Origin of the sequence: Klebsiella sp. K5-45, from assembly GCF_030128605.1 — a bacterium.
Taxonomy (GTDB): domain Bacteria; phylum Pseudomonadota; class Gammaproteobacteria; order Enterobacterales; family Enterobacteriaceae; genus Klebsiella; species Klebsiella quasipneumoniae.
Window position 1 is genome coordinate 322090 of record NZ_JAKUZW010000006.1, and the last position, 24548, is coordinate 346637.

The window sequence follows — 24548 nt, forward strand, 5'->3', positions numbered from 1 at the left end:
TACACGGGAAGCGTATCGCTTCCCAACACGTTATTTTGCTTCAAGCTGTTGAACGTCAATCCGACGGGCTTCATCGAGCATCGAGGCTTTGGCGCGGATCCGCGCTTCAAGCTGGTCGATCATGTCGTTGTTGTCCAGGCGATCTTTACGCACGCCGTCTTCATACAGGCCGCTTTTCTTGTTGCCGCCGGTCACCCCGAGGGTGGAAACCAGCGCTTCGCCCGGGCCGTTCACCACGCAGCCGATGATCGAAACATCCATCGGGGTGATGATATCTTCCAGACGTTGCTCCAGGGCGTTCACCGTACCGATAACGTCAAACTCCTGACGCGAACAGGTCGGGCAGGCGATGAAGTTAATACCGCGGGAACGGATACGCAGCGATTTGAGGATATCGAAGCCAACCTTGATCTCCTCCACTGGATCCGCCGCCAGCGAGACGCGCAGCGTATCGCCGATCCCTTCGGACAACAGCAGCCCAAGACCGATCGCCGATTTCACCGCGCCGCTGCGCGCACCGCCCGCTTCGGTGATCCCGAGGTGCAGCGGCTGATCGATCTGTTTCGCCAGCAGGCGATAAGACTCTACCGCCAGGAAGACGTCAGAGGCTTTAACGCTGACTTTAAACTGATCGAAGTTAAGGCGATCGAGATGATCAACGTGGCGCATAGCGGATTCGAGCAGCGCCTGCGGCGTCGGCTCGCCATATTTTTCCTGCAGATCTTTTTCCAGCGAGCCGGCGTTGACGCCAATGCGTATCGGGATGTTTTTATCCCGTGCGCAATCTACGACCATGCGGATGCGCTCTTCGTTGCCGATGTTGCCTGGGTTGATACGCAGGCAGTCGACGCCATATTCTGCGACTTTCAGCGCAATACGGTAGTCAAAGTGGATATCGGCGACCAGCGGGACGTTGACCTGCTGTTTGATCAATTTGAACGCCTCAGCGGCGTCCATCGTCGGAACAGAGACGCGGACAATATCCGCGCCTACGCGCTCTAACGCTTTGATTTGATTTACGGTCGCAGCCACATCAGTGGTGCGCGTATTGGTCATTGACTGAACGGCGATGGGGGCCCCATCGCCAATTGGCACATTACCAACGTAAATACGTTTAGATTTTCTACGTTGAATCGGAGCCTGGTTATGCATGAAAAATCTCCCGCGTTACCCGTCTGTTACTGCGCCGGTGATGATTCGGCATTAAGGGTCAGACGCGCAACCTGGTTAGTTCTGATAAAACGACTTAAATCGACAGGCTTGCCCAGATACTGGATCTCTACCGCAGCCGGGGCGCCAATTTTCAGCTTATACGGCGCCTGACCGCTCAGGTTCAGATTTCCGCCTTTACGCTGCAGGCCGCTGAACAATTTTTTGCCGGTAGCATCGCTCACTTCCAGCCAGCAGTCGGCGGAAAAGTTCATCACCAGATCCTGCGCCGATGCCGCCGGGTTCGTCACGTTCGCCTGATCGGTCGGCAATGGCGTGGCCGGGGTAGCCGGCGCCGTCGGGGCTGCGCCTGCGGTATCGACATTGGCCTGGGAAGGCGCGACAACGGCGTTATTGTCCGCTGGCGTCTGAGCCGGTGCGCTGGTGGTCGGGGCGCTGGCGGTATCGGTTGGCGCGCTGTTCGCAGCGCTATCGGCGGTCGGGGCTGCCGGGGCGCTGGTATCCAGCGGCACGCTCTGGCTACTGGTGTCGCCGCTGTTCAGCTCAGCGGAAGACTGATCGGCCATGGTGGAGATCTCTTCCTGCTGCGCCTTATGGTCTTGCCACCACCAGGCGCCGCTCAGGCCGATAACCACAAACAGCACCAGCCAGGTGAAGCTCATCAGCCAGCCGTCGCGTTTTTTGCGACGTTTACCTAAAGAGAAGCTCTGCATTGGCGCGACTTTCGCCGCACGGATGGGCGCTTGCTTGGCCATCATCGGCAGCAGCTCGTCTTCTGGAATATGTACGAGGCGAGCATAGGAGCGGATGTACCCGCGCAGGAAGGTGGAAGCGAGGTCGGCAGGCGCCTTATCGTCTTCAATATCACGAACCGTGGACACCTTCAGGCATAAGCGTTCTGCCACCGCTTGCTGGCTAAGTCCGAGTTGTTCGCGGGCGTGACGCAGACGCGCGCCCGTGGTGTTTGCTTCTTGATGATCTTGAGTGGCTTCAGTATTCATTCGCTACAACTACTGGTACGTGAAATTTAAAGTTCAGCGCGGGAAAAAGCCGGCGCCGCGAGACATCTGTGGTACGTCAGCCTCACAGTATAGGACTGTCAGCCGCGCGATCACAGAGACGAATCAAAATTGAATGCTAAGCGGTTGTTGTGCCGCTACATACTGCCTCAAAGTCGACAAAAACGCACCGTAATTATTAACCGAATCAGCGTATTTCGCCTGGCTATAGGTCATAAATATGGCCCGTGCCGCCTGCGCTGCACGGGCCATCATTTGTCAGACCGCTTTTATGTCAATCGCTTCGCCCTGCATCCGCTTACGCAGCGTGCGCTTGGTACGGTCGATAACATCGCCCGCCAGCTGACCGCAGGCGGCGTCGATATCGTCGCCGCGCGTTTTACGCACGATGGTCGTAAAGCCGTACTCCATCAGGACTTTGGAGAAACGGTCGATGCGGCTGTTGGAGCTGCGGCCATACGGCGCGCCCGGGAACGGGTTCCATGGGATCAGGTTGATCTTACACGGCGTATCTTTCAGCAACGCCGCCAGTTCGTGGGCGTGCTCGGTGCCGTCGTTGACATGATCCAGCATCACGTACTCGATGGTCACCCGGCCCTGGTTGGCGTTGGACTTCGAAATATAGCCGCGCACCGAGTTGAGGAAGGTCTCGATGTTGTACTTTTTGTTGATCGGGACGATTTCGTCACGAATGGTATCGTTCGGCGCGTGCAGGGAGATCGCCAGCGCGACGTCGATCATATCGCCGAGTTTATCCAGCGCCGGCACCACGCCGGAAGTCGACAGGGTGACGCGACGTTTGGAGAGGCCAAAGCCGAAATCGTCGAGCATGATTTCCATCGCCGGAACGACGTTGTTGAGGTTCAGCAGCGGCTCGCCCATGCCCATCATCACCACGTTGGTGATCGGACGTACGCCGGTGGTCTTCACCGCGCCGACGATTTTCGCCGCGCGCCAGACCTGGCCGATAATTTCGGAAACCCGCAGGTTACGGTTAAAGCCCTGCTGGGCGGTGGAGCAGAATTTACACTCCAGCGCGCAGCCTACCTGGGAGGAGACGCACAGGGTGGCGCGGTCTTCTTCCGGGATATAGACGGTCTCGACGCGCTGATCGCCAACGGCAATCGCCCATTTGATGGTCCCGTCGGTTGAGCGTTGTTCTTCAACTACTTCCGGGGCGCGGATCTCCGCCACTTCTTTCAGTTTACTGCGCAGGACTTTGTTGATGTCAGTCATCTCATCAAAGTCATCGCAGCAGTAGTGATACATCCATTTCATCACCTGATCGGCGCGGAAAGGCTTCTCGCCCATGTTTTTGAAAAACTCGCGCATCTGCTGACGGTTTAAATCCAGCAGGTTGATTTTGGCATCTTTGTTCGGCACCGTCAGAGCGGCGTTATCAGGCGTGACAATTTGTTCAGACATAATGTTTTCCGGCCTCGTTATTACACGTTATGGCCCCAGGTGGGTTGAAAAAGAAACGCCCCGGAGAGCGACAGCTCGTCCAGGGGCGCTATATTCTACAAATTCTGGCGCATCATTGCCACGTTTGCACAAAGCAATGATAAAAAATCTGTAACTGACTGCTCAATCCTCTAAGGCTTTTCGATTGTCGCAAGGCGGCAAGCAAGTGACAAATTCGTCGGGAACGAATTTGACCAGCCGTAGGCTGGCCTCCGGTGAGAGGCAGGAGCCTCTCATTAATCCCCGGGAGCATAGATAACTATGTGACCGGGGTGAACGCGCGCAGCCAACGCCGCGACGGTCGAAAAGACGACGAGGATTAGCGAGTGCGCGGGCAAACCTCGCCTTCAGCAAAGAAGAACGCGATTTCGCGAGCAGCGGATTCTACAGAGTCGGAACCGTGGGTGCCGTTCTCGGTGAAGCTGTCAGCGTAGTCAGCGCGCAGGGTACCCGCCAGCGCGTTTGCCGGGTTGGTCGCGCCCAGCAGGTCACGGTGACGCTGAACCGCGTTTTCGCCTTCCAGGACGGAAACCACGATCGGGCCGGAGGTCATGAACTCAACCAGACCGTCGAAGAACGGGCGACCTTCGTGCTCAGCATAGAAACCACGAGCCTGCTCAACGGTCAGGTGCAGCATTTTGGTGCCGACGATTTTGAACCCTGCAGCTTCAAAGCGGGAAAAGATGCTGCCAATAACGTTTTTTGCCACCGCGTTTGGTTTGATGATGGAAAAAGTACGTTCAATAGCCATGATTACCTCTAATTAAATGTTCTGTTGTTGCACATACGATCGTATGGCCTGGCGCGCATTATAATGAGCATCCCCGCCCCTGCCTACGGATGAAGGTAACATTTTGTTAAAATAAGATGAGTATTGAAAACACAAACCGCCAACAACAAATTTACCCTGGTTATTGCAGGGTGAAACGCGCGGCCGCCGTTTGCCCTGCCTCATCCATCACCACCAGCTGCCACTCGCCGGGCTTATCCAGGGTTAGCGTGGTTCTCGCGCCGGCGGCATCTATCGGCTGGCCGTTAATAAACCACCAGCGCCGCCCTTCCCCGCCGCTGGTTTGCAGGGGCAACATCACCCGCGCCTCGCCCGGCAGACGTTTAATCACCGCCCCCTCGCGGACCCCGGAGAGCACCAGCGGTGCGACATCCTGAGTTTGCAGCGGCGGACATGCCCTTGATGCCGGCCCCAGACGCGCGGCGCGACGCTCACCCGGCGGTAGCCAGGGCTCCAGCGGCAGCGGCCAAACCTCAACCACCGTTTCGCGCGCCCCGGGACAATCCGCCGCCACCCGTTCGCCGTGTTCATTACGCCACACTGGGAAGCGGATCCCGCGCACGCCCTCCTGCCCCGGCAGCAGCAGGGTCGGCGGCTGGCTGTCTTCCAGCAGCCAGCTGGCCAGGCGACGACGGCAGTTGCTGTCGCCCGCCGGCAGCGCCTGGCCGCCGGGCCAGCATAGCGTCCCGCGGCTGACCGTTGCCGGGCGCGGATCGACCGGCAGGCCGCCGCGGCTCATCGCCGGGCGGGCGAGCAGCAGATTATTGACCTGATTGAGCAACGGCACCGCGCTGGCGAAACCAAACTGCCCCACCACCGGCGTACCGTCCGGACGCCCGGTCCAGATGCCTATCAGATAACGCGCATTGAGACCCACCGCCCATGCATCGCGATACCCGTAGCTGGTGCCGGTCTTCCAGGCCAGCGGCACCACTTGCGGGAGTGAGGCATCGGGAACCGGTTGCGCTTCGCCGGCCAGGATGCGCCGGACGATCCACGCCGCCCCCGGGGATAGCAGCGCCCTTTCCACCAGCGGGTCTCCGGGCTTCATGCGCAGCCGCGCCGCCTTCCCGTGGCGGGCAAAGGCGCTGTATGCCGCGACGATATCTTCCAGCCTCGCCCCGGCGCCGCCGAGGATCAACGACAGATTTGGCTCGGCGCCGGCGGGCAGCATCAGGGGCAACCCGGCATTGCGCAAATTCGCCGCGAAACGTTTGGGCCCGTAGGCTTCAAGCACCTGGACCGCCGGCAGATTCAGGGAGCGCACCAGCGCCTCGCTGGCGCTCACCGGGCCGTGAAAGCCGCTGTCAAAGTTACCGGGGCGATAATCGCTAAAGCGCCGCGGCACATCCTGCAATAACGACGACGGATGAATCAGCCCCTCATCCATCGCCAGCGCATAAATGAAGGGTTTCAACACCGACCCCGGCGAACGGACCGCCGACGCCATATCAATGTGGCCAAAGCGGCTGTCGTCCGTAATATCCGCCGAACCCACCCAGCCGCGGACTTTCATATCCGTGTGATCGACCACGACCATCGCCAGCGAACTGCGCGGCGGCAGGCGCGATTTCCAGTTCAGCGCCAGATCCTCAAGCTGCCGCTGGAGTCCGGCATCGAGGGTCGTCACCACCTTTTCATCACCACTGCTCGCCAGCGCCCGACGGGCGAAGAGCGGCGCCAGCTGCGGCATCTGGCGCGGAAACAGCCACACCGGCTCCTCCATCGCCTCCTTTACCGCCTGCTCCGGCCAGACGCCCTGACTGACCATACGCGCAAGCACTTTATCGCGCGCCGCCTGGGCCCGCTGCGGCCAGCGGTCCGGACGTAAACGGCTGGGCGCCTGGGGCAGCACCGCCAGCAGCGCCGCCTCGCCGTAGCTAAGCCTGGCAGGCGGCTTCCCGAGATAGGCCCAGCTGGCCGCGCCGATACCCTGCAGGGTGCCGCCAAACGGCGCGCGGTTCAAATAGAGGGTCAGAATGTCGCTTTTTGACAGATGCCACTCCAGCTGCAGCGCACGCCACAGCTGGCGCAGCTTGCCGCCGAAAGTGCGGGGGTGGGGATCGAGCAGGCGCGCCACCTGCATGGTAAGCGTGCTGCCGCCGGAAATGACCCGCCCGGAGGTAAGATCCTGCCAGGCGGCGCGCACTACAGCGAAGGGATTGACCCCCGGATGGCGCCAGAACCAGCGGTCTTCATACTGGATGAGCGCCTGAAGATAACGCGGCGACACGTCGGCGAGAGTGACCGGATAACGCCAGACGCCCTGCGCGTCGGCAAACCGCCACAGCGGCGTCCCGTCCTCCGCCACCACCACGCGGGCGGGCGTAACGTCCCGTAGCGGCAGCGGCCACAGGCGATCGGCCGCCAGCACCGCCAGCCAGAGCAGAAAAATAAACGCCGCCAGCCCGCGCCAGCAGCGTTTTACCCGAGGCAATACGCGCATTTACGGCGTCACGGTAAGCGGGCCGCTGGCCGCTCCGGTCGCCCGCCACTGCGGCACATACATCGATTCCACCTGCGGCTGCGGGACCTGGTAAGTGCCCGGCGTCACCGCTCGCGCCAGATAGACCAGCGTCACCGGCTGACCTTCATTGACCGCGACTGCGGCGACGAAGCGGTCATCGCGGAACTCGATATGCTGAATATCCGCCTGCTGCATCTGGTTAAGCAGGTTTTGCACCGCTTCGCCATTCTCCTGCAGGCTGGCGCTGCTGTTGGCCAAATTCTGGTTTTCCAGCTCCAGACCTGCTGGCAACAGATCAACCACCAGCGCGTCAGGCACGTTGCGTTTGGCGGTCACCTCCAGCTTGACGAGTACCAGTTCGCCGCTGCGCAGTGATGACAGCGATTTCTGCTGCCCCTGGGTATCGAAAATAGTTCGTTCAATCCCCAGGACGTTACCGCCCGGCTGCGGCGCGCTTTGCGGATAGCCGCTGCTGTCAAGGCGCAGCCACAGCGGTTGACTGCCGGTGTTGCTCACCTGCAGTGCCGCCAGCCGATCGCCGTCGAGGTTGCGGGTTTGCGCTTTGTCGCCGGTCAGCGGCTCCGCCTGCAGCGAGGTTTGCGCCTGCCAGCTGCCCGGCAGGTCGGCCAGCGTCCGTCCGGCAAGGAACAGGGCGTTGGTTTCCTGGGTCGACAGCCAGCGCTGGCCATAGGCCTCTTCCGACAGCGTGCTCAAAAGCTGATTTTGCACCTCCGGCAGCAGCTTATTCTCTTCCAGCAGCGCCAGCTTCAGGGCGTCATCGCGAAGCGGGCTACCGTAATCGCCCAGCCAGCGTTTCTCATCCTGACGCGGGGTGGCAACCGCCAGCTTCAGCGCGGCGTCGCCGCGCGGCGCATCACCCATGGTTTTCAGCGCGATGCCGAGCTGCAACAGCGGCAAGCCGGATCGCGCCTGGTCGTGACGGCTCCAGATTTCACGCAAGGCGCCGAGGGGGGCTTTTTGCTGACGCGCCAGCACCAGCGCGGCATAGGCCTGAGCGGCAAAGCGGCTGGCCTGGGCGTCGTCGCTGTAGCGTACGGTCATCAGCCCCGGCTCCTGCAGGTAGCGCAGCAGGCGTTCATTGCCTTTATTGATAGCGTTGACCGGCACGCTGTAACCCTGCTCGCCGGCGCGAACGAGGAAATCCATGGCGTAAGCGGTCAGCCAGTACTCTTCCGGCCCCTCTTTATCCCATAGCGCAAAGCCGCCGTTTTCCAGCTGCATCTGCAGCAGGCGCGAGATGCCGACATCGATTGCCGCGCGGCGTTTTTCGTCGCTATCGCCGCTGATGCCCAGCGCCTTTAGCTGCGCCGCGCTGGTATACAGGGAGGGGAACAGGCCGCTGGCGGTCTGCTCAAGGCAGCCGTAAGGATAGGCTTTCAGGTCGCGGATATAGCGCGCAAGATTCAACGGCGGCTTGCCGCTGAGCAGCAGCTGGCCCTGCAGCGTCTGCGGGGCGAAACCTGCCGATTGCGCCGCTGGCGCCTGCCAGCTTTCGCCGGGCTGCAGCACGGCGCCGCTGTTGACGGTCTGCGCCGGGAACGCCGGACGAACGCCGATTTTCCACTGTTTCTGCAGCGGGGCGAAGGTTTCCCCCGGCAGGCTCAGGCCGCTGATCGTGGCGTTCACCTGGCCATCGCCGAAGCCCGCCAGCGCGCTCACCGGCACAAACAGCGTGCTGCGTGCCCCCGGCGCCAGCTGCACCGGCGGCAGTTGACCCTCGGTCAAGGACACCAGCCCGCTGGCGGCAAGATGCACCTGCAGGGTTTGCGGTTTATCGGTCAGGTTGCTGAGATCCAGCGCCAGACGCGTAGTGTCGCCGCTGGCGAGGAAGCGCGGAGTGTTCAGCTCGGCGATGACCGGGGCGGCCACCACCACTTTATCTTCGCTGCTGCCAAAGTCATTCGCCGTCCAGGCCTGAGCCATCACCCGCAGTTCGCCGTTAAAATCACCGATCGGCAGCGTCACCGTCCCTTCGCCCTGATCGTTCAGCACCACCGGCTGCGCTTGTTGGGCGATGATGGTCACATGGTTAACCGGCGGTTTACCGCCACGTTTTAACTCGTCGCCATCGCCGCCGAAGCGCAGGCTGGCCACACGTCCCTGTCCTTCAATGACCTGGCCGTAAATATCATAGATATCCGCCCCATAACGTTTCTGGCCAAAGAAGGCGTTCCACGGATCCGGGGTGGCGTAATCGGTAATATTCAGCACCCCGCTATCGACCGCCGAGAGCAGAACGTTCACCTGTTTCGGCGCCTCGCCCTCTTTGACGCTGGCTTTCACTTTCACCGTCAGCGGCTGGTTGGGGCGCATTTTATCCGGGGCCTCCAGCGCCAGCGTCAGGCGACGGTTTTCATCGCCCAGCGGCAGATGCAGCAGGCCCACCGCGCGTTTCGGCGTCGCCGAGCGGGATTTATCGCCAGGACGAACCACCAGTGTGCTGAGGTAGAGGTCGTGGCGATTCCAGGCTTTATCCACCGGGATCGACAGGTCCATCCCCTCGGCAGGTACGTCAATCTCCTGCCACCACAGCGGCCCTTCGCTGGATTCCACCATCGCGTAGCCTTTACCCGCCGCCGGGGCAGCAATGTGCAGCCTGATGGTGTCACCCGGCTTATAGCTCGGTTTATCCAGCTTCATGGTGACCCGGTCCGGGCGCGCTGCGCCGGTGCCTTCGCTGTTATCCTGCCAGCTGTAGCCCGCCCAGAAGCGCACGCTGCTGACGACATCGTCCGGTCCTCTCACCTCCAGGCGATAGGAGCCCCACTCTACCGGAAAGCTCACTTTACCGATCTGGCCGGCCTGCAAATCCAGCGACTCCTCGCCCTCCTGCAGATCTTTTTGATCGAACTGCGACTGCCAGCCTTCGCTGTCGGACCAGTTCCAGTAATAATCGCGGCGCTCGCGGATCAGCCGTACCTGCAGACCGGAAACGGCTTTTTTCTCGCCTTTGGCGTCGGCATAGACGATATCAAACGCGGCGTTGCTGTTTTCATCCACCACCGGCTGCTTCACCGAGGTGTCAGTGCGGTAGTCGTAAACGTCCTTCAGGGTAAATTGCGGGCGGATCCCCGGCAGCGCCTCGGCAGGCCAGATCGGCTGCATAACCGTAAGGGTGACCGGACGCCCGCCGGACTCCAGCAGGCTCGCCTGCAACACCACCTGCAGCGGCGAATGGCTATCCTGCCACTGGCTTGAGGTCGTCACTTCACCATGGCCGTTTTCATCCAGCGTCAGCTGGACTTCATCAAGGCTGCGGGAGAGATTTTCTTCCGCGATATCGCCGAACTGGAAGCCCGGCAGAGCGGCGACGGCGTCGCGCAGCGGGCGCAGGAACAGTTTGCCCTGCAGCTGGTTGCCGCTGGCCGGCGCGCCGTAGAGATAAGCGCCGCTGACGCCAAAGGCGACATCGGCATTCGGCGCGACAGGCGCCGCCTGCGGCGTCAGCTTCAGCGCCATGCGTTCCGGCATGAAGTCTTCGACGTGGAAATCCCATTCGCGGGGCTGATTGTCGCCGGTGCTGGCGCGAATGTGCCACATGCCGGTGGCCGCGCCGCTGTCGAGCGGATAAGTAAACTGGTACAGGCCGTTAACCGGCTTGCTCATCACCGAGCGGATCACCTGGCCATCCGGCTGGACCACCTCCAGCTTCACCGGCTGTTCCGCCAGCGGCTTGCCGTCGCTATCGCGCAACAGCGCATTGAGGATCACCGTTTCGCCCGGACGATAGAGATCCCGTGGGCCAAACATAAAGAACTGTTTACTGAAGCCAGGCGCGCCGGCAATGGAGAACTCCGCCAGATCCAACGCCGGCAGTTTGAGGTCAAGGAGCGTGGTCTGCCCCTCTTTGCGCGCCAGCAGCAGCGCGGCTTCTTTATCGGTTTGCAGGGTGACGTGGCCCTGGCTATCGCTTTTCGCCTGCGCCAGGGTCTGCCCTTTGGCGTTGAGCAGTTGGACGTCGATACCAGACTGGGCGGCGCCGTTTTCCAGGCTCTGGGTAAAGACGTCCAGCCGGTTGTGGTAACGATGCGCCGACACGCCGATGTCGCTAAGGGTAAACAGCGTCGCCGCGTTGCTGTAGCTATAATGACCCGCCGGGTTCATGACCGCCACGTAGACGCCAGGCTGCTGGAGCGGCTTGATGTCGCTCAGCGGCAGCAGCAGCTTTTCGCGGGTATTGCGCGCCGGATTGAGGTCAAAGCGGCCGCTGTATACCAGATCGGCCATCTTCAGCAGCTCGTCGGATTCCCAGTTGCTTAATGAATTGCGGTATTCCCACTGACTGACGAAGGCCGAGAGCGATTCCGGCTTAATGCGGAAGAAGTTCACGTCGACGTTATCGACGTTCAGCGCCATCACCGGTAGCCCGGCGATCACGTTGCCCGGCAGCAGCGAGCCGCGGCTGGCAAACCCAACGCTTGGCGCGATATCACGGGTGGTCAGAGTCTTCTCGAATGGTTTATCGAGCGTCGCCTTGTTCAGGGCGACCAGCGTCGGGTCGACCGAGACAATCAGCTCGCGCTTTGGCTCCAGGTGACGCAGACGCAGCTCTTTGAGGTTCGGCGCCAGCTCCCAGGCGCCATCTACCTTACCGCTCTTCTTATCCACCAGGTGTACGCTGCGGGAGAAATCCTGGTCCGGCTGCAGCGGCACGGAAAAGGTCAGCACCAGGGTCGCGGCGCCATCCAGCTGCACCTCCGAGGCGTCGAGCAGCGTCAGCGCTTTGCCCTGACTTTTTTCCGCCAGCGCCGCCAGCTGGGCGCTGTCCGGTTTTGCCGCCGCGCCAGGGCCGCTATCGGCGGCCGGCGTCGGGGCCGTAGCCTGCGGTGCACCGCTGTCATCACACCCGGTTAATGAAAATGCGGTAAGGAGCGCCAGTGACAGCGCCGCTAAACGAAATGGTTTCATCCTTCTAACCCCTCGGCCGGTGGGCCTGATGCAAATTATCACTTTTTATTATGCGTTAAGGCGGCGCTTCTCAACAGTGATGACGCGGGTTTCTGCCGATTAATCAGAAAAGTGCCGTGACGTCGTCCCCACTCTGGCGTCCTTAACTTGTCAGCACCCGATAAAACGCCGACAATTCAGTCATGAATAGTAAAACGGAGGCACCTATGTCCACCTCGTTTTTTGTCGCCGCCGACTGGCTGGCGGAACATATTGATGACCCGGAGATCCAGATTATCGACGCCCGCATGGCGCCCGCCGGACAGGAGGCCCTGCGCGATATGGCCGCGGAGTACCGCGCCGGCCATGTGCCGAACGCGCTGTTTTTCGATATCGAGGCGCTGTCCGATCACACCAGCCCGCTGCCGCATATGATGCCGCGCGCCGAGGCGTTTGCCGTCGCCATGCGCGAACTGGGCGTCTGCAGCGATAAGCACCTCGTGGTTTATGACGAAGGCAATCTGTTTTCCGCGCCTCGCGCCTGGTGGATGCTGCGCGCCTTTGGCGTGGAGAAGGTGTCGATTCTGGCCGGTGGACTGGAGGGCTGGCGCCGCGACGAACTGCCGCTGGAACAAGGGGTGCCGGAGGTGGCCGAAGGGGAATTCGACGTACGCTTCGATCCTCAGCAAATTAAGCGCCTGACCGACGTGCTGCTGGTCAGCCATGAAGGGTCGGCACAGATTGTCGATGCGCGTCCGGCGGCCCGGTTTAACGGCCTGGCTGACGAACCGCGCCCGGGCCTGCGGCGCGGGCATATCCCCGGCGCGCTTAACGTGCCGTGGACGGATCTGGTGATTAACGGCGAGCTGAAGACCGTCGACGAGCTGAACGACATCTTTTTGCGTCAGGGCGTCGATTTTGACCGGCCCATTATCGCCAGCTGCGGCTCCGGCGTGACGGCGGCGGTGGTGGTGCTGGCGCTCACCACGCTTGGCGTGAACGGCGTCTGCCTGTACGACGGCTCATGGAGCGAATGGGGGGCGCGCAGCGATCTGCCGATTGAACCGGCTCCTGCCGCTCAGTAAACGCCGTATGGCCGCGGGCCCCCGTTCCGCGGCCACTAAATAATTTCTGATTTTCCCCGCCTCTTTCTCCTGCCAGCCGCTAAACCGGTTACTCTGTGCTGCCGCAGGGCTTGCGCCTGCCGTGTTCGCTTTACTGCCACCCACTATATAAGGAAATTGAATGATGGCTTTTTCATTACCGGATCTCATGGATGTCGTACACAAGCACAACCGCAATCCCACCCCAAAACCGATGCCCGTAGAGGAAGTGGATCGCCTGCGAGTACGGAAATACCGCGATCCGCAAAATAGCGAAACCGTGGCGCTTCCGGAAAGTTTGAAAGCGCTGCTGGCTTACGATTGCCAGCTGACAAGCCCCCACGGTCAACGGGTGCTGGAATCGGTTCTGGACGCCATTGATGAACATGGCGTCCTGCTTTCCGACTCGCTGGATGAAGATGCTTATTATATGAATGGCCTTGATATGATCGGGCTGGATATTGAAGAGCTGATGCCCGTCTGGAACGACGATCCGCGTCTTCCTGCCCTGATTCGCCTCCGCCATCCCGGAGATCAGCAGGTATTTATCTATGTCACCGAGCGTGATGAACAGGGTGAATATCCTGTCGTCCGCTTCGAGGGTAAAGAGAATGACCTTTGGCTGGCAGAATCGTCACTGATTGAATATCTGCAGGAGATTTTTGCCGGTGGAGAGGAGAGCCACGACGAATGGCAGCATCAGCAAGCCCTCAACCAGGCACGCGATGGCGCCTTGCTGGAGCTGGAATATCTTCATGAGGATCTTTACGCCAGGCTCGAAGGTTGCCCTGACTAATTCACCATCTCCCGCCGAAAGCGCGCTTAACGGGCGCCGTCGGGGCCAGCTCCAGGAGGGAGCGCTTAATCCCTAACCTGATGTCACCACAAGGAGTGAAAATGGCATTAGTCTCCAACCCACATTCTGCTTATTCCCCGCGCCTTCCCTGGCTGGGAGGCATCGCTGGCCTGCTGGTCGGCGGCGCGATCCTCTATTTTTGGCCGCAATGGAACCGAACATGGTTAAGCCTGGTTCCTGCGCCCGTTTCCGTCTATACCCGCTTTCTCGGCGTCACTTTGGCAGACGTCCCGCTGATCACCTATGGTCATCAGGCGCTGCTGGGTTTTCTGATGGTGCTGCTCGCGCCCGGTTATGGTAAATCGACGCTTGCCGCATGGATAATGCACAACCCGGCGTCAAGCCGCCGCTGGCCCGGCGAGGTACTCCGTGCCTGGGTGACGAAATTTGGCCTGCTGGTCATGGTCTTTTGCAATCTGTTCTTTTTGTCCCGGGTCGGATCCGGGACCCTGGCGTTATATATTTTTATTCTCCAGCACATCAGCGTTGCCGCGGCGGTGACGTCAGGAGGGCTGCTGCTGCGTGACGCCCGACGTCTGGCCCGCACATTCGATGCTCAGCTGGCGGATCTGCGCCTTCTGATGCTCCTCACCCTCGGATTCCAGACGATTTTGCCGGCGCAGATCGCGCTGATGAGCGCCCGGGGCGTGAATACGCCGCTGGGCTGGTATATTGTCAGCGCGCAGATGGTGGGGGTGTTACTGGCGTTTATGCTGGTCGCCGGGCTGGTAGCAGCGCTACGCTATCTGCTGGGAGAGGAAAGGTGCCGGGCCTGGCGCGGGGATATGGCGCTCTTCAACGGCATCGTCACGCTGTGCGTGGCGGGATTTCTGCTCTATCACATGGTGTCAGCCTATCCGCGAATCGTTGCCGCCCTGCATTAATCTTTACCAACCCGCTTTGGCATCGAGCTGAAAGTATAGCGAAACCGGGGGCTGGCGCCCCCGCTGTCAGATAATGCGGTTTTGTTTGAAATCGCGCAGGAAGCTGCCCCAGCGCTTTTCATAGAACGGCGTGATATGGGCAATCATAAAGTGGCTGATGCCCTTCTCGCCGTCTACCACCTGGCAAATATCGATCGGCTCATCGCCGGGCAGGGTATCGGTGGCCACGCTGCCGGTGGTCTGAATAATGGACTCGATATCCCCTTCCGCTTCAATGCCGATAAGCAGATTAGCAGGCGCGTCGGCGTGCTCTTTGATCGAGCACAGGAACGCCCGCTTGACGGTTTTCAGCGTTTTGAACAGCGTGGTCAGCGAATCCACCATCTGCGCCGGCGGCTCGGCGACTTCAGACAGCAGCAGCGCTTCGCCCCCCTCCAGCACCGTCTGGGTGCTGAGCGGGCTGCCCTCTTCCCCGAGCAGATGGCTGATTTCCCGCGGGGTGAATTCTTTACCGCTCGGCAGCTTCGGGTTGAGGAACAGCGATTCGCCGAGAGTCATCGCCATCAGCGTGCGGGCCGGCATCATCACGAAAGCCTGTTCGTCTTCCACCGCCTGCTGCAGGGCCTCCAGCGAAGTGAAGAACGGAATGACCGACGTGCCGTCATCTTTTTCCCAGTGCTGCAGATCCAGCGCGCTATCTTCAACAATCTGCTCGCCATCGGCTGCGCTGCCCGGTACCCAGACGGTGGCCTCAAGCAGCGCGCTGAAAAATGCCGGACGATGAGCGGGCTCGGTAGCCGCTTTTTCCAGCAGGGTTTCTAATTCGTTTTTGGTTTCGGACATAGTTTGGCTACTTCAAAAATCGCCCGGCGGCGCGACGTCCGCACGGGCCTGCGGATTTTCCAGGCCGGGTAAGCGTAGCGCTACCCGGCAAGGCCATTACTCAGCCGTCAGCAGATTGGCGATAGTACGTACGCCAAGCCCCGTCGCGCCCGCCGACCACTGCTCAACGGCCGATTTGCGGTAGGTTGCCGAACAGTCGATATGCAGCCAGCCCTGGTGGTAGTTTTCCACGAAGTGGGACAGGAAGCCCGCCGCGGTGCTGGCGCCGGCCGGATAGGCGGCGCTGCCGGTATTGTTCAGTTCCGCGAAGTTAGACGGCAGCTGATTACGGTGGAATTCGGCCAGCGGCAGACGCCAGAACGCTTCATTTTCCGCCTGGGCGCTCGCCAGCAGGCGATTCGCCAGCGCATCGTCAAAGCTGAACAGCGCGTGGTAGTCGTTGCCGAGGGCGGTTTTCGCCGCGCCGGTCAGGGTGGCGGCATCGACGATCAGCTCAGGCTTCTGCGCCGAAGCGTCAATCAGGCCATCCGCCAGCACCAGACGACCTTCGGCGTCGGTGTTCATCACTTCGACGGTTTTGCCGTTGCGATAATGAATAATATCGCCCAGTTTGAAAGCGTTGCCGCTGATCAGGTTGTCGGCGCAGCACAGATAGAGCTTCACGCGCTTATTCAGCCCGCGGGTAATGGCGAAAGCCAGAGCGCCGGTGACAGTCGCCGCGCCGCCCATATCAGACTTCATTGAATCCATAAAGGCGCTCTGTTTGATGCTGTAGCCGCCGGAATCAAAGGTGATGCCTTTACCTACCAGACAGGCGTATACCGGGGCTTCTTTATCGCCGGTCGGGTTATAGTCCAGCGCCAGCAGAACCGGCGGACGCTCGGAGCCGCGGCCGACGGTGTGCAGGCCGAGATAGCCCTGCTCACGCAGATCTTCGCCTTTGGTGATGCGATAGCTCATCTTTTCGACCGCCACGCTGCACAGCAGGTCGACGGCGCGCTGCGCCAGCTGTTCCGGGCCCAGCTCTTCCGCCGGCGCATTGATGGTGTCGCGCACCCAGTCAATAATGGTCAGACGGTTATCCAGCTCGCTTTTCTGCACATCGTCCAGGGTCGGCCATTCAACTTTTCGGGTGCCTTTCGGGCCTTTATAGCCCGCCCAGAACGCCCACGCGCGGTCGGTGTTCCAGCCTTCGCCGCTTAACGCGACATGCTTGATGCCCATGCCGTCAATTTTACGCGCCGCGCGCTGAATCAAGCCCAGGTCGTCTTTACCGTTGAGATGCAGGGCAATGCCATCATTATTAATGCTGTAAGACGCCTTCTCTCCCCAGCGCGCATCGGCTGGCTGAGTGGAAAGCGTAATCTTCATGGCTTCGGTCATTATCATTATCCTTCTTAGCAAACGGGCCACCGTATGGCAGCCCGTAACGTTCTCTCGCTCGATGATTCATCCGACTTTATACCGCCGCATAAATCATGACGCGAAAATTATTCGGCTTCGTCTAACCAGACTAACAGAATCGCCTCGAGAATTTTTTCATTGGATGCGTTCGGATCATCATCAAACTCTTCCAGATCGCAAATCCACTGATGCATGTCGGTAAAGCGAACGGTTTTTGGGTCGAGGTCAGGGTAAGCGTCATACAGCGCTTCGCCGATTTCACGACTGTCGGTCCATTTCAGTGCCATATTAGTGCTCGCGTGCGTGGTTGATGGTGTAACGCGGGATCTCAACGACCAGATCTTCGTCGGTGACGCGCGCCTGGCAGCTCAGGCGGCTGTCAGGCTCCAGTCCCCAGGCTTTATCCAGCATATCGTCTTCATCTTCGGTACTTTCCGCCAGCGAGTCAAAGCCTTCACGCACGATGCAGTGGCAGGTGGTGCAGGCACAGGATTTTTCGCAAGCGTGTTCAATCTCGATGCCGCTACGCAGCGCCGCATCCAGAATAGTCTCACCGGTCTCAGCTTCCACAACGATGCCATCCGGACACAGGTCCTGGTGGGGCAGAAATACAATTTTTGGCATTTTAAACCTCGTCCACGGATTGGCCTTTCAGCGCGATACGGACCGACTGATCCATACGGCGGGCGGCGAATTCCTGGGTTTGTGTGTCGATATTTTTAATCGCTTCTTTAATGGCGTCGGCGTCGTCGCCTGCCGCGGCGGCGCGTACCTGCTCCGCAGCAGCATCGATAGCCTGACGCTCCGCGGCGCTTAACAGCGCGGCGTCGGCGGCCAGCGCGCTTGTCAGGCTTTCCAGGACGCGTGCGGCTTCTACTTTCTGTTCAGCCAGCATGCGCGCCTGAATATCCTGTTCGGCGTAGCTCATCGAATCTTTAATCATGGTGGCGATTTCGCCATCGGTCAGACCGTAAGACGGTTTCACCTGAATAGAGGCTTCCACGCCGGTCGATTTTTCCATCGCCGTGACGCTCAGCAGGCCATCGGCATCCACCTGGAAGGTGACGCGAATATGCGCCCCGCCCGCCGGCAGCGCCGGGATACCGCGCAGCGCAAAGCGCGCCAGCGAACGGCAATCCTGCACCAGCTCACGCTCGCCCTGCATCACATGAATGGACATCGCCGTCTGGCCATCTTTGAAGGTGGTGAACTCCTGGGCGCGGGCCACCGGAATGGTGGTATTACGCGGGATCACTTTCTCCACCAGACCGCCCATGGTTTCCAGCCCTAACGACAGCGGGATAACGTCGAGCAGCAGCAGTTCGCTGTCCGGCTTGTTGCCGACCAGAATATCGGCCTGGATCGCCGCGCCAATGGCGACGACTTTGTCCGGGTCAATGGCGGTCAGCGGAGTGCGGCCGAAGAATTCGCCTACGCGCTCGCGCACCAGCGGCACGCGGGTCGAACCGCCGACCATCACCACTTCCAGCACCTCTTGCGCCTCAACGCCAGCGTCTTTCAACGCCCGGCGGCAGGCCATTAACGTGCGTTTTACCAGCGGGGCGATCAGATCGTTAAACTGGCTGCGAGTGATATCGCCCTGCCAGCCGCCGACCTCAACGTGCGCCACCTCGGCATCGCTAAGGGCAATTTTCGCCGCGATGGCGGCATCCAGCAGCTCACGCTGCAGGCGGTTGTCGCTACGGTCGCTGAAGCCTGCCTGCTCGCGCAGGTAGTCCGCCAGCAGATGATCGAAATCATCGCCGCCGAGAGCGGAATCGCCGCCGGTAGCCAGCACTTCAAACACCCCGCGGCTTAAGCGCAGAATAGAGATATCGAAGGTGCCGCCGCCGAGATCGTAGACCGCAATCACCCCTTCCTGGCCGGAATCAAGGCCATAGGCGATAGCCGCCGCGGTCGGTTCATTAAGCAGGCGCAGCACGTGCAGACCCGCCAGACGCGCCGCGTCTTTGGTCCCCTGACGCTGGGCGTCATCAAAATAAGCGGGAACGGTGATCACCACGCCGTCGAGCTCGCCGGCCAGCGCTTCAGTGGCCCGGGCAGCCAGCGCTTTCAGAATATCGGCGGAGACGCGAATCGGGTTCAGCAGGCCGCCGGCGGTCTGGATCATCGGCAGGCCGTTTTCACTGGCCTGCAGCTGATACGGCAGATGCGGATAGCGATGTTGGATATCGGCGAGGGAGCGCCCCATCATCCGTTTCACGGAGCTGATGGTGTTGGCGGGATCCTGGGCGGCGTTCAGCCGGGCGTCATAGCCGACGGTCAGCCCCGATGCGTGGTAGTTCACCACCGACGGCAGCAGATAGCGGCCTTGATGATCGGGCAGAGTCTCGGCCTGGCCGCTACGCACGGTAGCCACCAGAGAATTGGTGGTGCCCAGGTCGATACCGGCCGCCAGACGACGCTGGTGCGGCGCGGCGCTCAGGCCGGGCTCACTAATTTGTAATAAGGCCATAATTGCTTCCGAAAATTAAAAATCGAGCAGTTTTTCTTCGAGTTCTTCAGCACTGCTGCGCAGTTTATCGAGGAAACGGAGCTTACGCACCGTGTCCGCCGCCGCCTCCCAGCTCTCATTATGCAATTGGTCAACCATCAGCTGATGGCGGGTATCAAACAGCGCTTTCACTCGTTTGATAAAGCTTTCCAGCCGCGCTTCGTCTTTCGCCTGGCCGATCTCATCCAACTCTTCGCGCAGTTCCAGCTGTTCCATCAGGAACGCGGTATCGCGAACGGTATGCTGCTCGCTGGCCAGATCGAAGCCATGCAGCGAGAGGAGGTATTCTGCGCGGGTCAGGGGATGGCGCAGCGTCTGCCAGGCCTGGTTAATGGTGGCGGAATACTGAACCGCCGCAAGCTGCTCCGCAGCGGGCGCGCTGGCAAATTTATCCGGATGGTACTGGCGCTGCAGATCCTGATACCGGACAGCCAGTTGTTCAAGCGAGAGGGTATAGCTGGCTGGTAACCCGAAGAGGGTGAAATAGTCCATAGTAACCTCAGGGTCATGCATCTAAACGAAAACCCCACGCGCGGCGTGACCGCGGTGGGGTTGGGGTGTACCGATTATACGTTAAAGCTTTCGCCGCAGCCGCACTCATCTTTGACGTTCGGGTTGGTGAACTTAAACCCTTCGTTAAGGCCTTCTTTGACGAAGTCCAGCTGCGTGCCGTCGAGGAATTGCAGACTTTTGCCGTCGATCACGACCTTCACGCCTTTGTCTTCAAACACGGTGTCTTCAGCCGCCGGCTCGTCAACAAACTCCAGTACATAGGCCATACCTGAGCAGCCGGAGGTTCTCACGCCCAGGCGCAGGCCAAACCCTTTTCCGCGGTTTGCCAGGAAGGCATTGACTCGCGCTGCTGCACTGTCGCTAAGAGTAATCGACATAACAAAACCTCAACTAATTATTTTGCTTCACGTTTGCTTTTGTAATCCGCAATCGCGGCTTTAATCGCGTCTTCCGCCAGAATAGAGCAGTGAATTTTCACCGGCGGCAGTTCCAGTTCATCGGCGATATCGGTGTTCTTGATCGCCTGCGCTTCGTCCAGGGATTTACCCTTCACCCACTCGGTGACCAGGGAGCTGGAAGCGATAGCAGAACCACAGCCGTAGGTCTTGAAGCGCGCGTCTTCAATGATACCTTCATTGTTGACTTTAATCTGCAACTTCATCACGTCGCCGCAGGCCGGCGCGCCGACCATGCCGCTGCCGACGTTCTCGTCGCTGTTGTCAAAAGAGCCGACGTTGCGCGGGTTCTCGTAATGATCGATAACTTTTTCGCTGTATGCCATGATGAATTCTCCTTATTGGTGCCGAATTAGTGATGTGACCATTCAATACTGTTCAGATCCACGCCCTGTTTGAACATTTCCCACAGTGGAGAAAGCTCGCGCAGACGGCCAATGGATTTACGAATCAGGTTGATGGCGTAGTCAATCTCTTCTTCGGTAGTGAAACGACCTAAAGAGAAACGAATAGAACTGTGCGCCAGTTCATCAGTCATGCCTAACGCGCGCAGCACGTAGGATGGCTCAAGGCTCGCGGAAGTACAGGCTGAACCGGAGGAAACCGCCAGGTCTTTCAGCGCCATAATCAGCGACTCGCCTTCAACATAGTTGAAGCTGACGTTAAGAATGTTCGGCGCGCCCTGCTCAAGGTCGCCGTTGAGGTACACTTCTTCCATATCCTTCACGCCGTTCCACAGACGGTTGCGCAGCGTGCGCAGACGCGCCATCTCGCTTTCCATCTCTTCTTTGGCGATACGGTAAGCTTCACCCATGCCGACGATCTGGTGAACAGGCAGAGTACCGGAACGCATACCGCGCTCGTGGCCGCCGCCGTGGATTTGCGCTTCGATACGAATGCGCGGCTTACGACGCACGTACAGCGCGCCGATGCCTTTCGGACCGTAGATTTTGTGACCGGAGAAGGACATCAGGTCCACTTTCAGCTGGCTGAGATCGATAGGCAGCTTGCCCACGCTCTGGGTGGCGTCTACGTGGTAAATGATACCGCGGGCGCGACACATCTCGCCGATGGTAGCGATATCCTGCACCACGCCGATTTCGTTATTCACATGCATGATGGAAACCAGGATGGTGTCGTCACGCATCGCCGCTTCCAGCTCTTTCAGATCGATAATCCCGTTGCTCTGCGGCGCCAGGTAGGTCACTTCGAAGCCTTCGCGCTCCAGCTGACGGCAGGTATCCAGAACCGCTTTATGCTCGGTTTTGCTGGTGATGATGTGCTTGCCTTTTTTCTGATAAAAGTTGGCAGCACCCTTGATCGCCAGGTTGTCGGATTCAGTCGCACCAGAGGTAAAGACGATTTCGCGCGGGTCGGCACCGACCAGCTCGGCAATCTGATTGCGGGCGATATCAACCGCCTCTTCAGCCTGCCAGCCAAAACGGTGGGAACGAGAGGCCGGGTTACCAAAGGTCCCGTCCATGGTCAGGAACTGCATCATTTTCTCGGCAACACGCGGGTCCACCGGCGTGGTTGCGGAGTAATCGAGGTAAATCGGTAATTTCATTGCTCTTAAACTCCGTACATCACTCAATGCAAGGAATCAGGCAACCGGCTTGATGTACGACCGAGTACACGGAATGTCGGAGCATCCCGGCCTGATTCTGAAAGCTCTTTATAATCGTTGTCCCGCCGTTTCGCGCTGCCTCGCCCTGTCAGCCGCAGCCCGAAACGGGACGGGTCACTCAGGCGCGCAGTTTAACGTCGATCGCGTCCTGGGTGCGCGCATTGCGCTGGGTTTCGTGCTGATGCTGACGACCGGAAACATCGAGGATCTCCTGGTTATTCACCAGTTCTCCGAGGGTGATATTGTTCAGGAAGCCGGTCAGACGCTCGCTCAGATCGCGCCACAGCGCGTGAGTCAGGCATTTATCGCCGCCCTGACAGCCGCCCTTGCCCTGGCAACGGGTGGCATCAACGGATTCGTCCACGGCGCTGATGACTTCGCCGACGGCGATACTGCCGGCATCTTTACCTAACAGATAACCACCGCCTGGGCCACGAACGCTGGAAACCAGGCCATTTTTACGCAGGCGAGAGAACAGCTGTTCCAGATAGGAAAGCGAAATTCCCTGACGCTCTGAAATATCTGCCAACGGCACCGGGCCCGTTTCAGAGTTGAGCGCAACGTCAAGCATCGCGGTCACGGCATAACGCCCTTTAGATGTCAGTCTCATGTCTTACTTAACCTCAAACTCGCCCCTGGCCGGGCTTTTTATTAATATGGGTATTGCATAGCAGGGCCAAGTCTGACATTCCCGAGTAATTTGGTCAACTATTTACTTGACTGTTTTAGTCAGGTATTTGGCTTTCCGTGCCGTTATTAATTTCGAGCCGCTCCCGGGGTCGGCCAAAGGCCTCGCCCGGGCTACAACAGAGATGTAGATTCGTAGGCCGGATAAGCGAAGCGCCATCCGGCGTTAACGCTCTTACTTACCTTTATTCTGCTGCTCAATAGACGCCAGCATGCCGCGCAGGATGTTCAGCTCCTGGCTTTCCGGACGTGCGCGGGTGAACAGACGACGCAGCTTGTTCATCACCTGCCCCGGATGATTCGGGCGGATAAAGCCCGTCGCCAGCAGCGTCTGCTCAAGATGGTCGTAGAATCGCTCGAGATCGTCCACCAGCGGGTACGGCGCCTCTTCATGTTCAACCGCCGGCTGCGCTTGCTCCTGCGCCGCCAGCCAGGCCATCCGCACTTCATAGGCGATAACCTGCACCGCCATCGCCAGGTTCAGCGAGCTGTACTCCGGGTTGGCGGCGATGGCCACATGGTAGTGACACTTCTGCAGTTCATCGTTAGTCAGGCCAACGCGCTCGCGGCCAAACACCAGCGCCACCGGCGCATGCTGGCCTTCGGCGATGCTTTTCAGACCGCATTCGCGCGGGTCGAGCATCGGCCACGGCAGCGTGCGGGAGCGCGCGCTGGTGCCAACCACCAGGCTACAGCCCGCCAGCGCTTCATCAAGGGTATCGACGATCTGCGCGTTGCCAATGACGTCGCTGGCGCCCGCAGCCAGAGCAATGGCCTGGGAATCAGGCTTCACCAGCGGATTGACCAGCCACAGGTTGGTTAAGCCCATGGTTTTCATCGCGCGGGCAACGGAGCCCATATTGCCGGTGTGGGAAGTTTCTACCAGTACGATTCGAATATTTTGCAGCATTATGGTTCTTCGGCTAAAGATTATTCGGGCATGCTACCATAAAACGGAGACATAAGCAGATTTCGCTGTTATTATATGCGCCGTTTTTTCCCGTTCTTTAACATCCAGTGAGAGAGACCGATGCATCCGATGCTGAACATCGCCGTGCGCGCCGCGCGCAAGGCGGGTAATTTAATTGCCAAACACTACGAAACGCCAGACACCGTAGAAACCAGCCAGAAAGGCAGCAATGATTTTGTGACCAACGTCGATAAAGCCGCCGAAGCGATTATTATCGAAACCATTCGCAAATCTTACCCGCAGCACACCATTATCACCGAAGAAAGCGGTGAACACGCTGGTGAAGAGCAGGATGTTCAATGGGTTATCGATCCACTGGATGGCACCACCAACTTCGTTAAACGTCTGCCGCACTTCTCTGTTTCCATCGCCGTACGCATCAAAGGCCGTACTGAAGTCGCGGTGGTTTACGATCCGATGCGTAACGAACTGTTCACCGCGACCCGCGGCCAGGGCGCGCAGCTGAACGGCTACCGTCTGCGCGGCAGCAACGCTCGCGACCTCGACGGCACCATCATCGCGACCGGCTTCCCGTTCAAGGCGAAGCAGCACGCCACCACTTACATGAATATTCTCGGCAACATGTTCACCGAATGCGCCGATTTCCGCCGTACCGGCTCCGCCGCACTGGATCTGGCCTACGTTGCCGCCGGCCGCGTTGACGGTTACTTTGAAATCGCCCTGAAACCATGGGATTTCGCCGCAGGCGAGCTGATCGCTCGTGAAGCAGGCGCTATCGTGTGCGACTTCACCGGCGGTCATAACTATATGCTGACGGGTAACATCGTTGCCGGTAACCCGCGCGTGGTAAAAGCGATGCTGGCGAACATGCGCGAGCAGCTGAGCGATGCGCTGAAGCGTTAATCTCTTACT

General features: G+C 59.7%; 21 protein-coding genes. 4 read left to right on the top strand and 17 right to left on the bottom strand.

Annotation, left to right across the window (positions count from 1 at the left end):
• Positions 1-30 precede the first annotated feature (30 nt).
• The 6 genes from ispG to MKS11_RS15320 form a co-directional block, all read right to left on the bottom strand.
• Complete coding sequence (gene ispG / locus MKS11_RS15295; RefSeq protein WP_004201890.1) at positions 31-1152, bottom strand: flavodoxin-dependent (E)-4-hydroxy-3-methylbut-2-enyl-diphosphate synthase; 1122 nt, start codon at positions 1150-1152, stop codon at positions 31-33.
• A 26-nt stretch (positions 1153-1178) separates the two neighbouring features.
• Positions 1179-2171, bottom strand: a complete 993-nt coding sequence (gene rodZ, locus MKS11_RS15300; RefSeq protein WP_004201889.1) for a cytoskeleton protein RodZ — start codon at positions 2169-2171, stop codon at positions 1179-1181.
• 276 nt (positions 2172-2447) lie between these two features.
• Positions 2448-3614: a bifunctional tRNA (adenosine(37)-C2)-methyltransferase TrmG/ribosomal RNA large subunit methyltransferase RlmN gene (locus MKS11_RS15305; protein ID WP_064150927.1), complete on the bottom strand. Its 1167-nt coding sequence runs from the start codon at positions 3612-3614 to the stop codon at positions 2448-2450.
• 358 nt (positions 3615-3972) lie between these two features.
• Positions 3973-4404, bottom strand: a complete 432-nt coding sequence (ndk, locus tag MKS11_RS15310) for a nucleoside-diphosphate kinase (RefSeq protein WP_004144312.1) — start codon at positions 4402-4404, stop codon at positions 3973-3975.
• A gap of 160 nt (positions 4405-4564) precedes the next feature.
• Positions 4565-6889 (bottom strand): peptidoglycan glycosyltransferase PbpC, encoded by a 2325-nt coding sequence (pbpC, locus tag MKS11_RS15315; RefSeq protein WP_043520140.1) that lies wholly within the window; start codon positions 6887-6889, stop codon positions 4565-4567.
• On the bottom strand, positions 6890-11839 hold the full coding sequence (locus tag MKS11_RS15320; protein WP_087771185.1) for an alpha-2-macroglobulin: 4950 nt from the start codon (positions 11837-11839) through the stop codon (positions 6890-6892).
• Between the two features lie 206 nt (positions 11840-12045).
• Here MKS11_RS15320 and sseA point away from each other — a divergent pair, with 206 nt between their 5' ends.
• The 3 genes from sseA to MKS11_RS15335 all read left to right on the top strand — a co-directional run bounded on the left by sseA (position 12046) and on the right by MKS11_RS15335 (position 14661).
• Entirely contained in the window at positions 12046-12903 is an 858-nt protein-coding gene (gene sseA, locus MKS11_RS15325) for a 3-mercaptopyruvate sulfurtransferase (RefSeq protein ID WP_017900432.1), read from the top strand.
• Between the two features lie 163 nt (positions 12904-13066).
• A complete protein-coding gene (locus MKS11_RS15330) occupies positions 13067-13717 on the top strand; it encodes a DUF5066 family protein (protein WP_087771190.1) in 651 nt (216 codons plus the stop codon).
• A gap of 101 nt (positions 13718-13818) precedes the next feature.
• A complete protein-coding gene (locus tag MKS11_RS15335) occupies positions 13819-14661 on the top strand; it encodes a hypothetical protein (protein ID WP_017900430.1) in 843 nt (280 codons plus the stop codon).
• A 66-nt stretch (positions 14662-14727) separates the two neighbouring features.
• On the opposite strand, the gene sseB is transcribed toward MKS11_RS15335, so the two are convergent.
• The 11 genes from sseB to trmJ form a co-directional block, all read right to left on the bottom strand.
• Positions 14728-15504, bottom strand: coding sequence for an enhanced serine sensitivity protein SseB (gene sseB / locus MKS11_RS15340; protein WP_004201877.1), 777 nt, complete (start codon positions 15502-15504; stop codon positions 14728-14730).
• A 96-nt stretch (positions 15505-15600) separates the two neighbouring features.
• Positions 15601-16887, bottom strand: a complete 1287-nt coding sequence (gene pepB, locus MKS11_RS15345; protein ID WP_284109616.1) for an aminopeptidase PepB — start codon at positions 16885-16887, stop codon at positions 15601-15603.
• Positions 16888-16994: 107 nt separating this feature from the next.
• The gene (gene iscX / locus MKS11_RS15350) at positions 16995-17195 is read right to left on the bottom strand and encodes a Fe-S cluster assembly protein IscX (RefSeq protein WP_002913954.1); all 201 of its coding nucleotides are present in this window, start codon (positions 17193-17195) and stop codon (positions 16995-16997) included.
• A 1-nt stretch (position 17196) separates the two neighbouring features.
• Positions 17197-17532 (bottom strand): ISC system 2Fe-2S type ferredoxin, encoded by a 336-nt coding sequence (gene fdx / locus MKS11_RS15355; protein ID WP_004201872.1) that lies wholly within the window; start codon positions 17530-17532, stop codon positions 17197-17199.
• A 1-nt stretch (position 17533) separates the two neighbouring features.
• On the bottom strand, positions 17534-19384 hold the full coding sequence (hscA, locus tag MKS11_RS15360; protein ID WP_004201870.1) for a Fe-S protein assembly chaperone HscA: 1851 nt from the start codon (positions 19382-19384) through the stop codon (positions 17534-17536).
• 15 nt (positions 19385-19399) lie between these two features.
• Positions 19400-19915, bottom strand: coding sequence for a co-chaperone HscB (hscB, locus tag MKS11_RS15365; protein WP_004201868.1), 516 nt, complete (start codon positions 19913-19915; stop codon positions 19400-19402).
• A gap of 74 nt (positions 19916-19989) precedes the next feature.
• The gene (gene iscA, locus MKS11_RS15370) at positions 19990-20313 is read right to left on the bottom strand and encodes an iron-sulfur cluster assembly protein IscA (RefSeq protein WP_002913979.1); all 324 of its coding nucleotides are present in this window, start codon (positions 20311-20313) and stop codon (positions 19990-19992) included.
• A gap of 17 nt (positions 20314-20330) precedes the next feature.
• Complete coding sequence (gene iscU, locus MKS11_RS15375; protein ID WP_002913991.1) at positions 20331-20717, bottom strand: Fe-S cluster assembly scaffold IscU; 387 nt, start codon at positions 20715-20717, stop codon at positions 20331-20333.
• Positions 20718-20743: 26 nt separating this feature from the next.
• The gene (iscS, locus tag MKS11_RS15380; protein ID WP_017900428.1) at positions 20744-21958 is read right to left on the bottom strand and encodes a cysteine desulfurase; all 1215 of its coding nucleotides are present in this window, start codon (positions 21956-21958) and stop codon (positions 20744-20746) included.
• Between the two features lie 178 nt (positions 21959-22136).
• Positions 22137-22628, bottom strand: a complete 492-nt coding sequence (iscR, locus tag MKS11_RS15385; RefSeq protein WP_002913993.1) for a Fe-S cluster assembly transcriptional regulator IscR — start codon at positions 22626-22628, stop codon at positions 22137-22139.
• Between the two features lie 252 nt (positions 22629-22880).
• Positions 22881-23615, bottom strand: coding sequence for a tRNA (cytosine(32)/uridine(32)-2'-O)-methyltransferase TrmJ (gene trmJ, locus MKS11_RS15390; RefSeq protein ID WP_017900427.1), 735 nt, complete (start codon positions 23613-23615; stop codon positions 22881-22883).
• A gap of 120 nt (positions 23616-23735) precedes the next feature.
• On the opposite strand from trmJ, the gene suhB reads away from it, so the two are divergent.
• Entirely contained in the window at positions 23736-24539 is an 804-nt protein-coding gene (suhB, locus tag MKS11_RS15395) for an inositol-1-monophosphatase (protein WP_002913995.1), read from the top strand.
• Positions 24540-24548: the final 9 nt, after the last annotated feature.

Bases quoted from the DNA above. Each gene is read 5' to 3' on its own strand.
- ispG (WP_004201890.1), bottom strand. From the start codon at position 1,152: ATGCATAACCAGGCTCCGATTCAACGTAGAAAATCTAAACGTATTTAC.
- sseB (WP_004201877.1), bottom strand. From the start codon at position 15,504: ATGTCCGAAACCAAAAACGAATTAGAAACCCTGCTGGAAAAAGCGGCT.
- trmJ (WP_017900427.1), bottom strand. From the start codon at position 23,615: ATGCTGCAAAATATTCGAATCGTACTGGTAGAAACTTCCCACACCGGC.
- hscA (WP_004201870.1), bottom strand. From the start codon at position 19,384: ATGGCCTTATTACAAATTAGTGAGCCCGGCCTGAGCGCCGCGCCGCAC.
- rodZ (WP_004201889.1), bottom strand. From the start codon at position 2,171: ATGAATACTGAAGCCACTCAAGATCATCAAGAAGCAAACACCACGGGC.
- iscA (WP_002913979.1), bottom strand. From the start codon at position 20,313: ATGTCGATTACTCTTAGCGACAGTGCAGCAGCGCGAGTCAATGCCTTC.
- MKS11_RS15330 (WP_087771190.1), top strand. From the start codon at position 13,067: ATGGCTTTTTCATTACCGGATCTCATGGATGTCGTACACAAGCACAAC.
- MKS11_RS15305 (WP_064150927.1), bottom strand. From the start codon at position 3,614: ATGTCTGAACAAATTGTCACGCCTGATAACGCCGCTCTGACGGTGCCG.
- iscU (WP_002913991.1), bottom strand. From the start codon at position 20,717: ATGGCATACAGCGAAAAAGTTATCGATCATTACGAGAACCCGCGCAAC.
- iscS (WP_017900428.1), bottom strand. From the start codon at position 21,958: ATGAAATTACCGATTTACCTCGATTACTCCGCAACCACGCCGGTGGAC.
- suhB (WP_002913995.1), top strand. From the start codon at position 23,736: ATGCATCCGATGCTGAACATCGCCGTGCGCGCCGCGCGCAAGGCGGGT.
- iscR (WP_002913993.1), bottom strand. From the start codon at position 22,628: ATGAGACTGACATCTAAAGGGCGTTATGCCGTGACCGCGATGCTTGAC.
- iscX (WP_002913954.1), bottom strand. From the start codon at position 17,195: ATGGCACTGAAATGGACCGACAGTCGTGAAATCGGCGAAGCGCTGTAT.
- fdx (WP_004201872.1), bottom strand. From the start codon at position 17,532: ATGCCAAAAATTGTATTTCTGCCCCACCAGGACCTGTGTCCGGATGGC.
- pepB (WP_284109616.1), bottom strand. From the start codon at position 16,887: ATGACCGAAGCCATGAAGATTACGCTTTCCACTCAGCCAGCCGATGCG.
- MKS11_RS15320 (WP_087771185.1), bottom strand. From the start codon at position 11,839: ATGAAACCATTTCGTTTAGCGGCGCTGTCACTGGCGCTCCTTACCGCA.
- hscB (WP_004201868.1), bottom strand. From the start codon at position 19,915: ATGGACTATTTCACCCTCTTCGGGTTACCAGCCAGCTATACCCTCTCG.
- ndk (WP_004144312.1), bottom strand. From the start codon at position 4,404: ATGGCTATTGAACGTACTTTTTCCATCATCAAACCAAACGCGGTGGCA.
- sseA (WP_017900432.1), top strand. From the start codon at position 12,046: ATGTCCACCTCGTTTTTTGTCGCCGCCGACTGGCTGGCGGAACATATT.
- pbpC (WP_043520140.1), bottom strand. From the start codon at position 6,889: ATGCGCGTATTGCCTCGGGTAAAACGCTGCTGGCGCGGGCTGGCGGCG.
- MKS11_RS15335 (WP_017900430.1), top strand. From the start codon at position 13,819: ATGGCATTAGTCTCCAACCCACATTCTGCTTATTCCCCGCGCCTTCCC.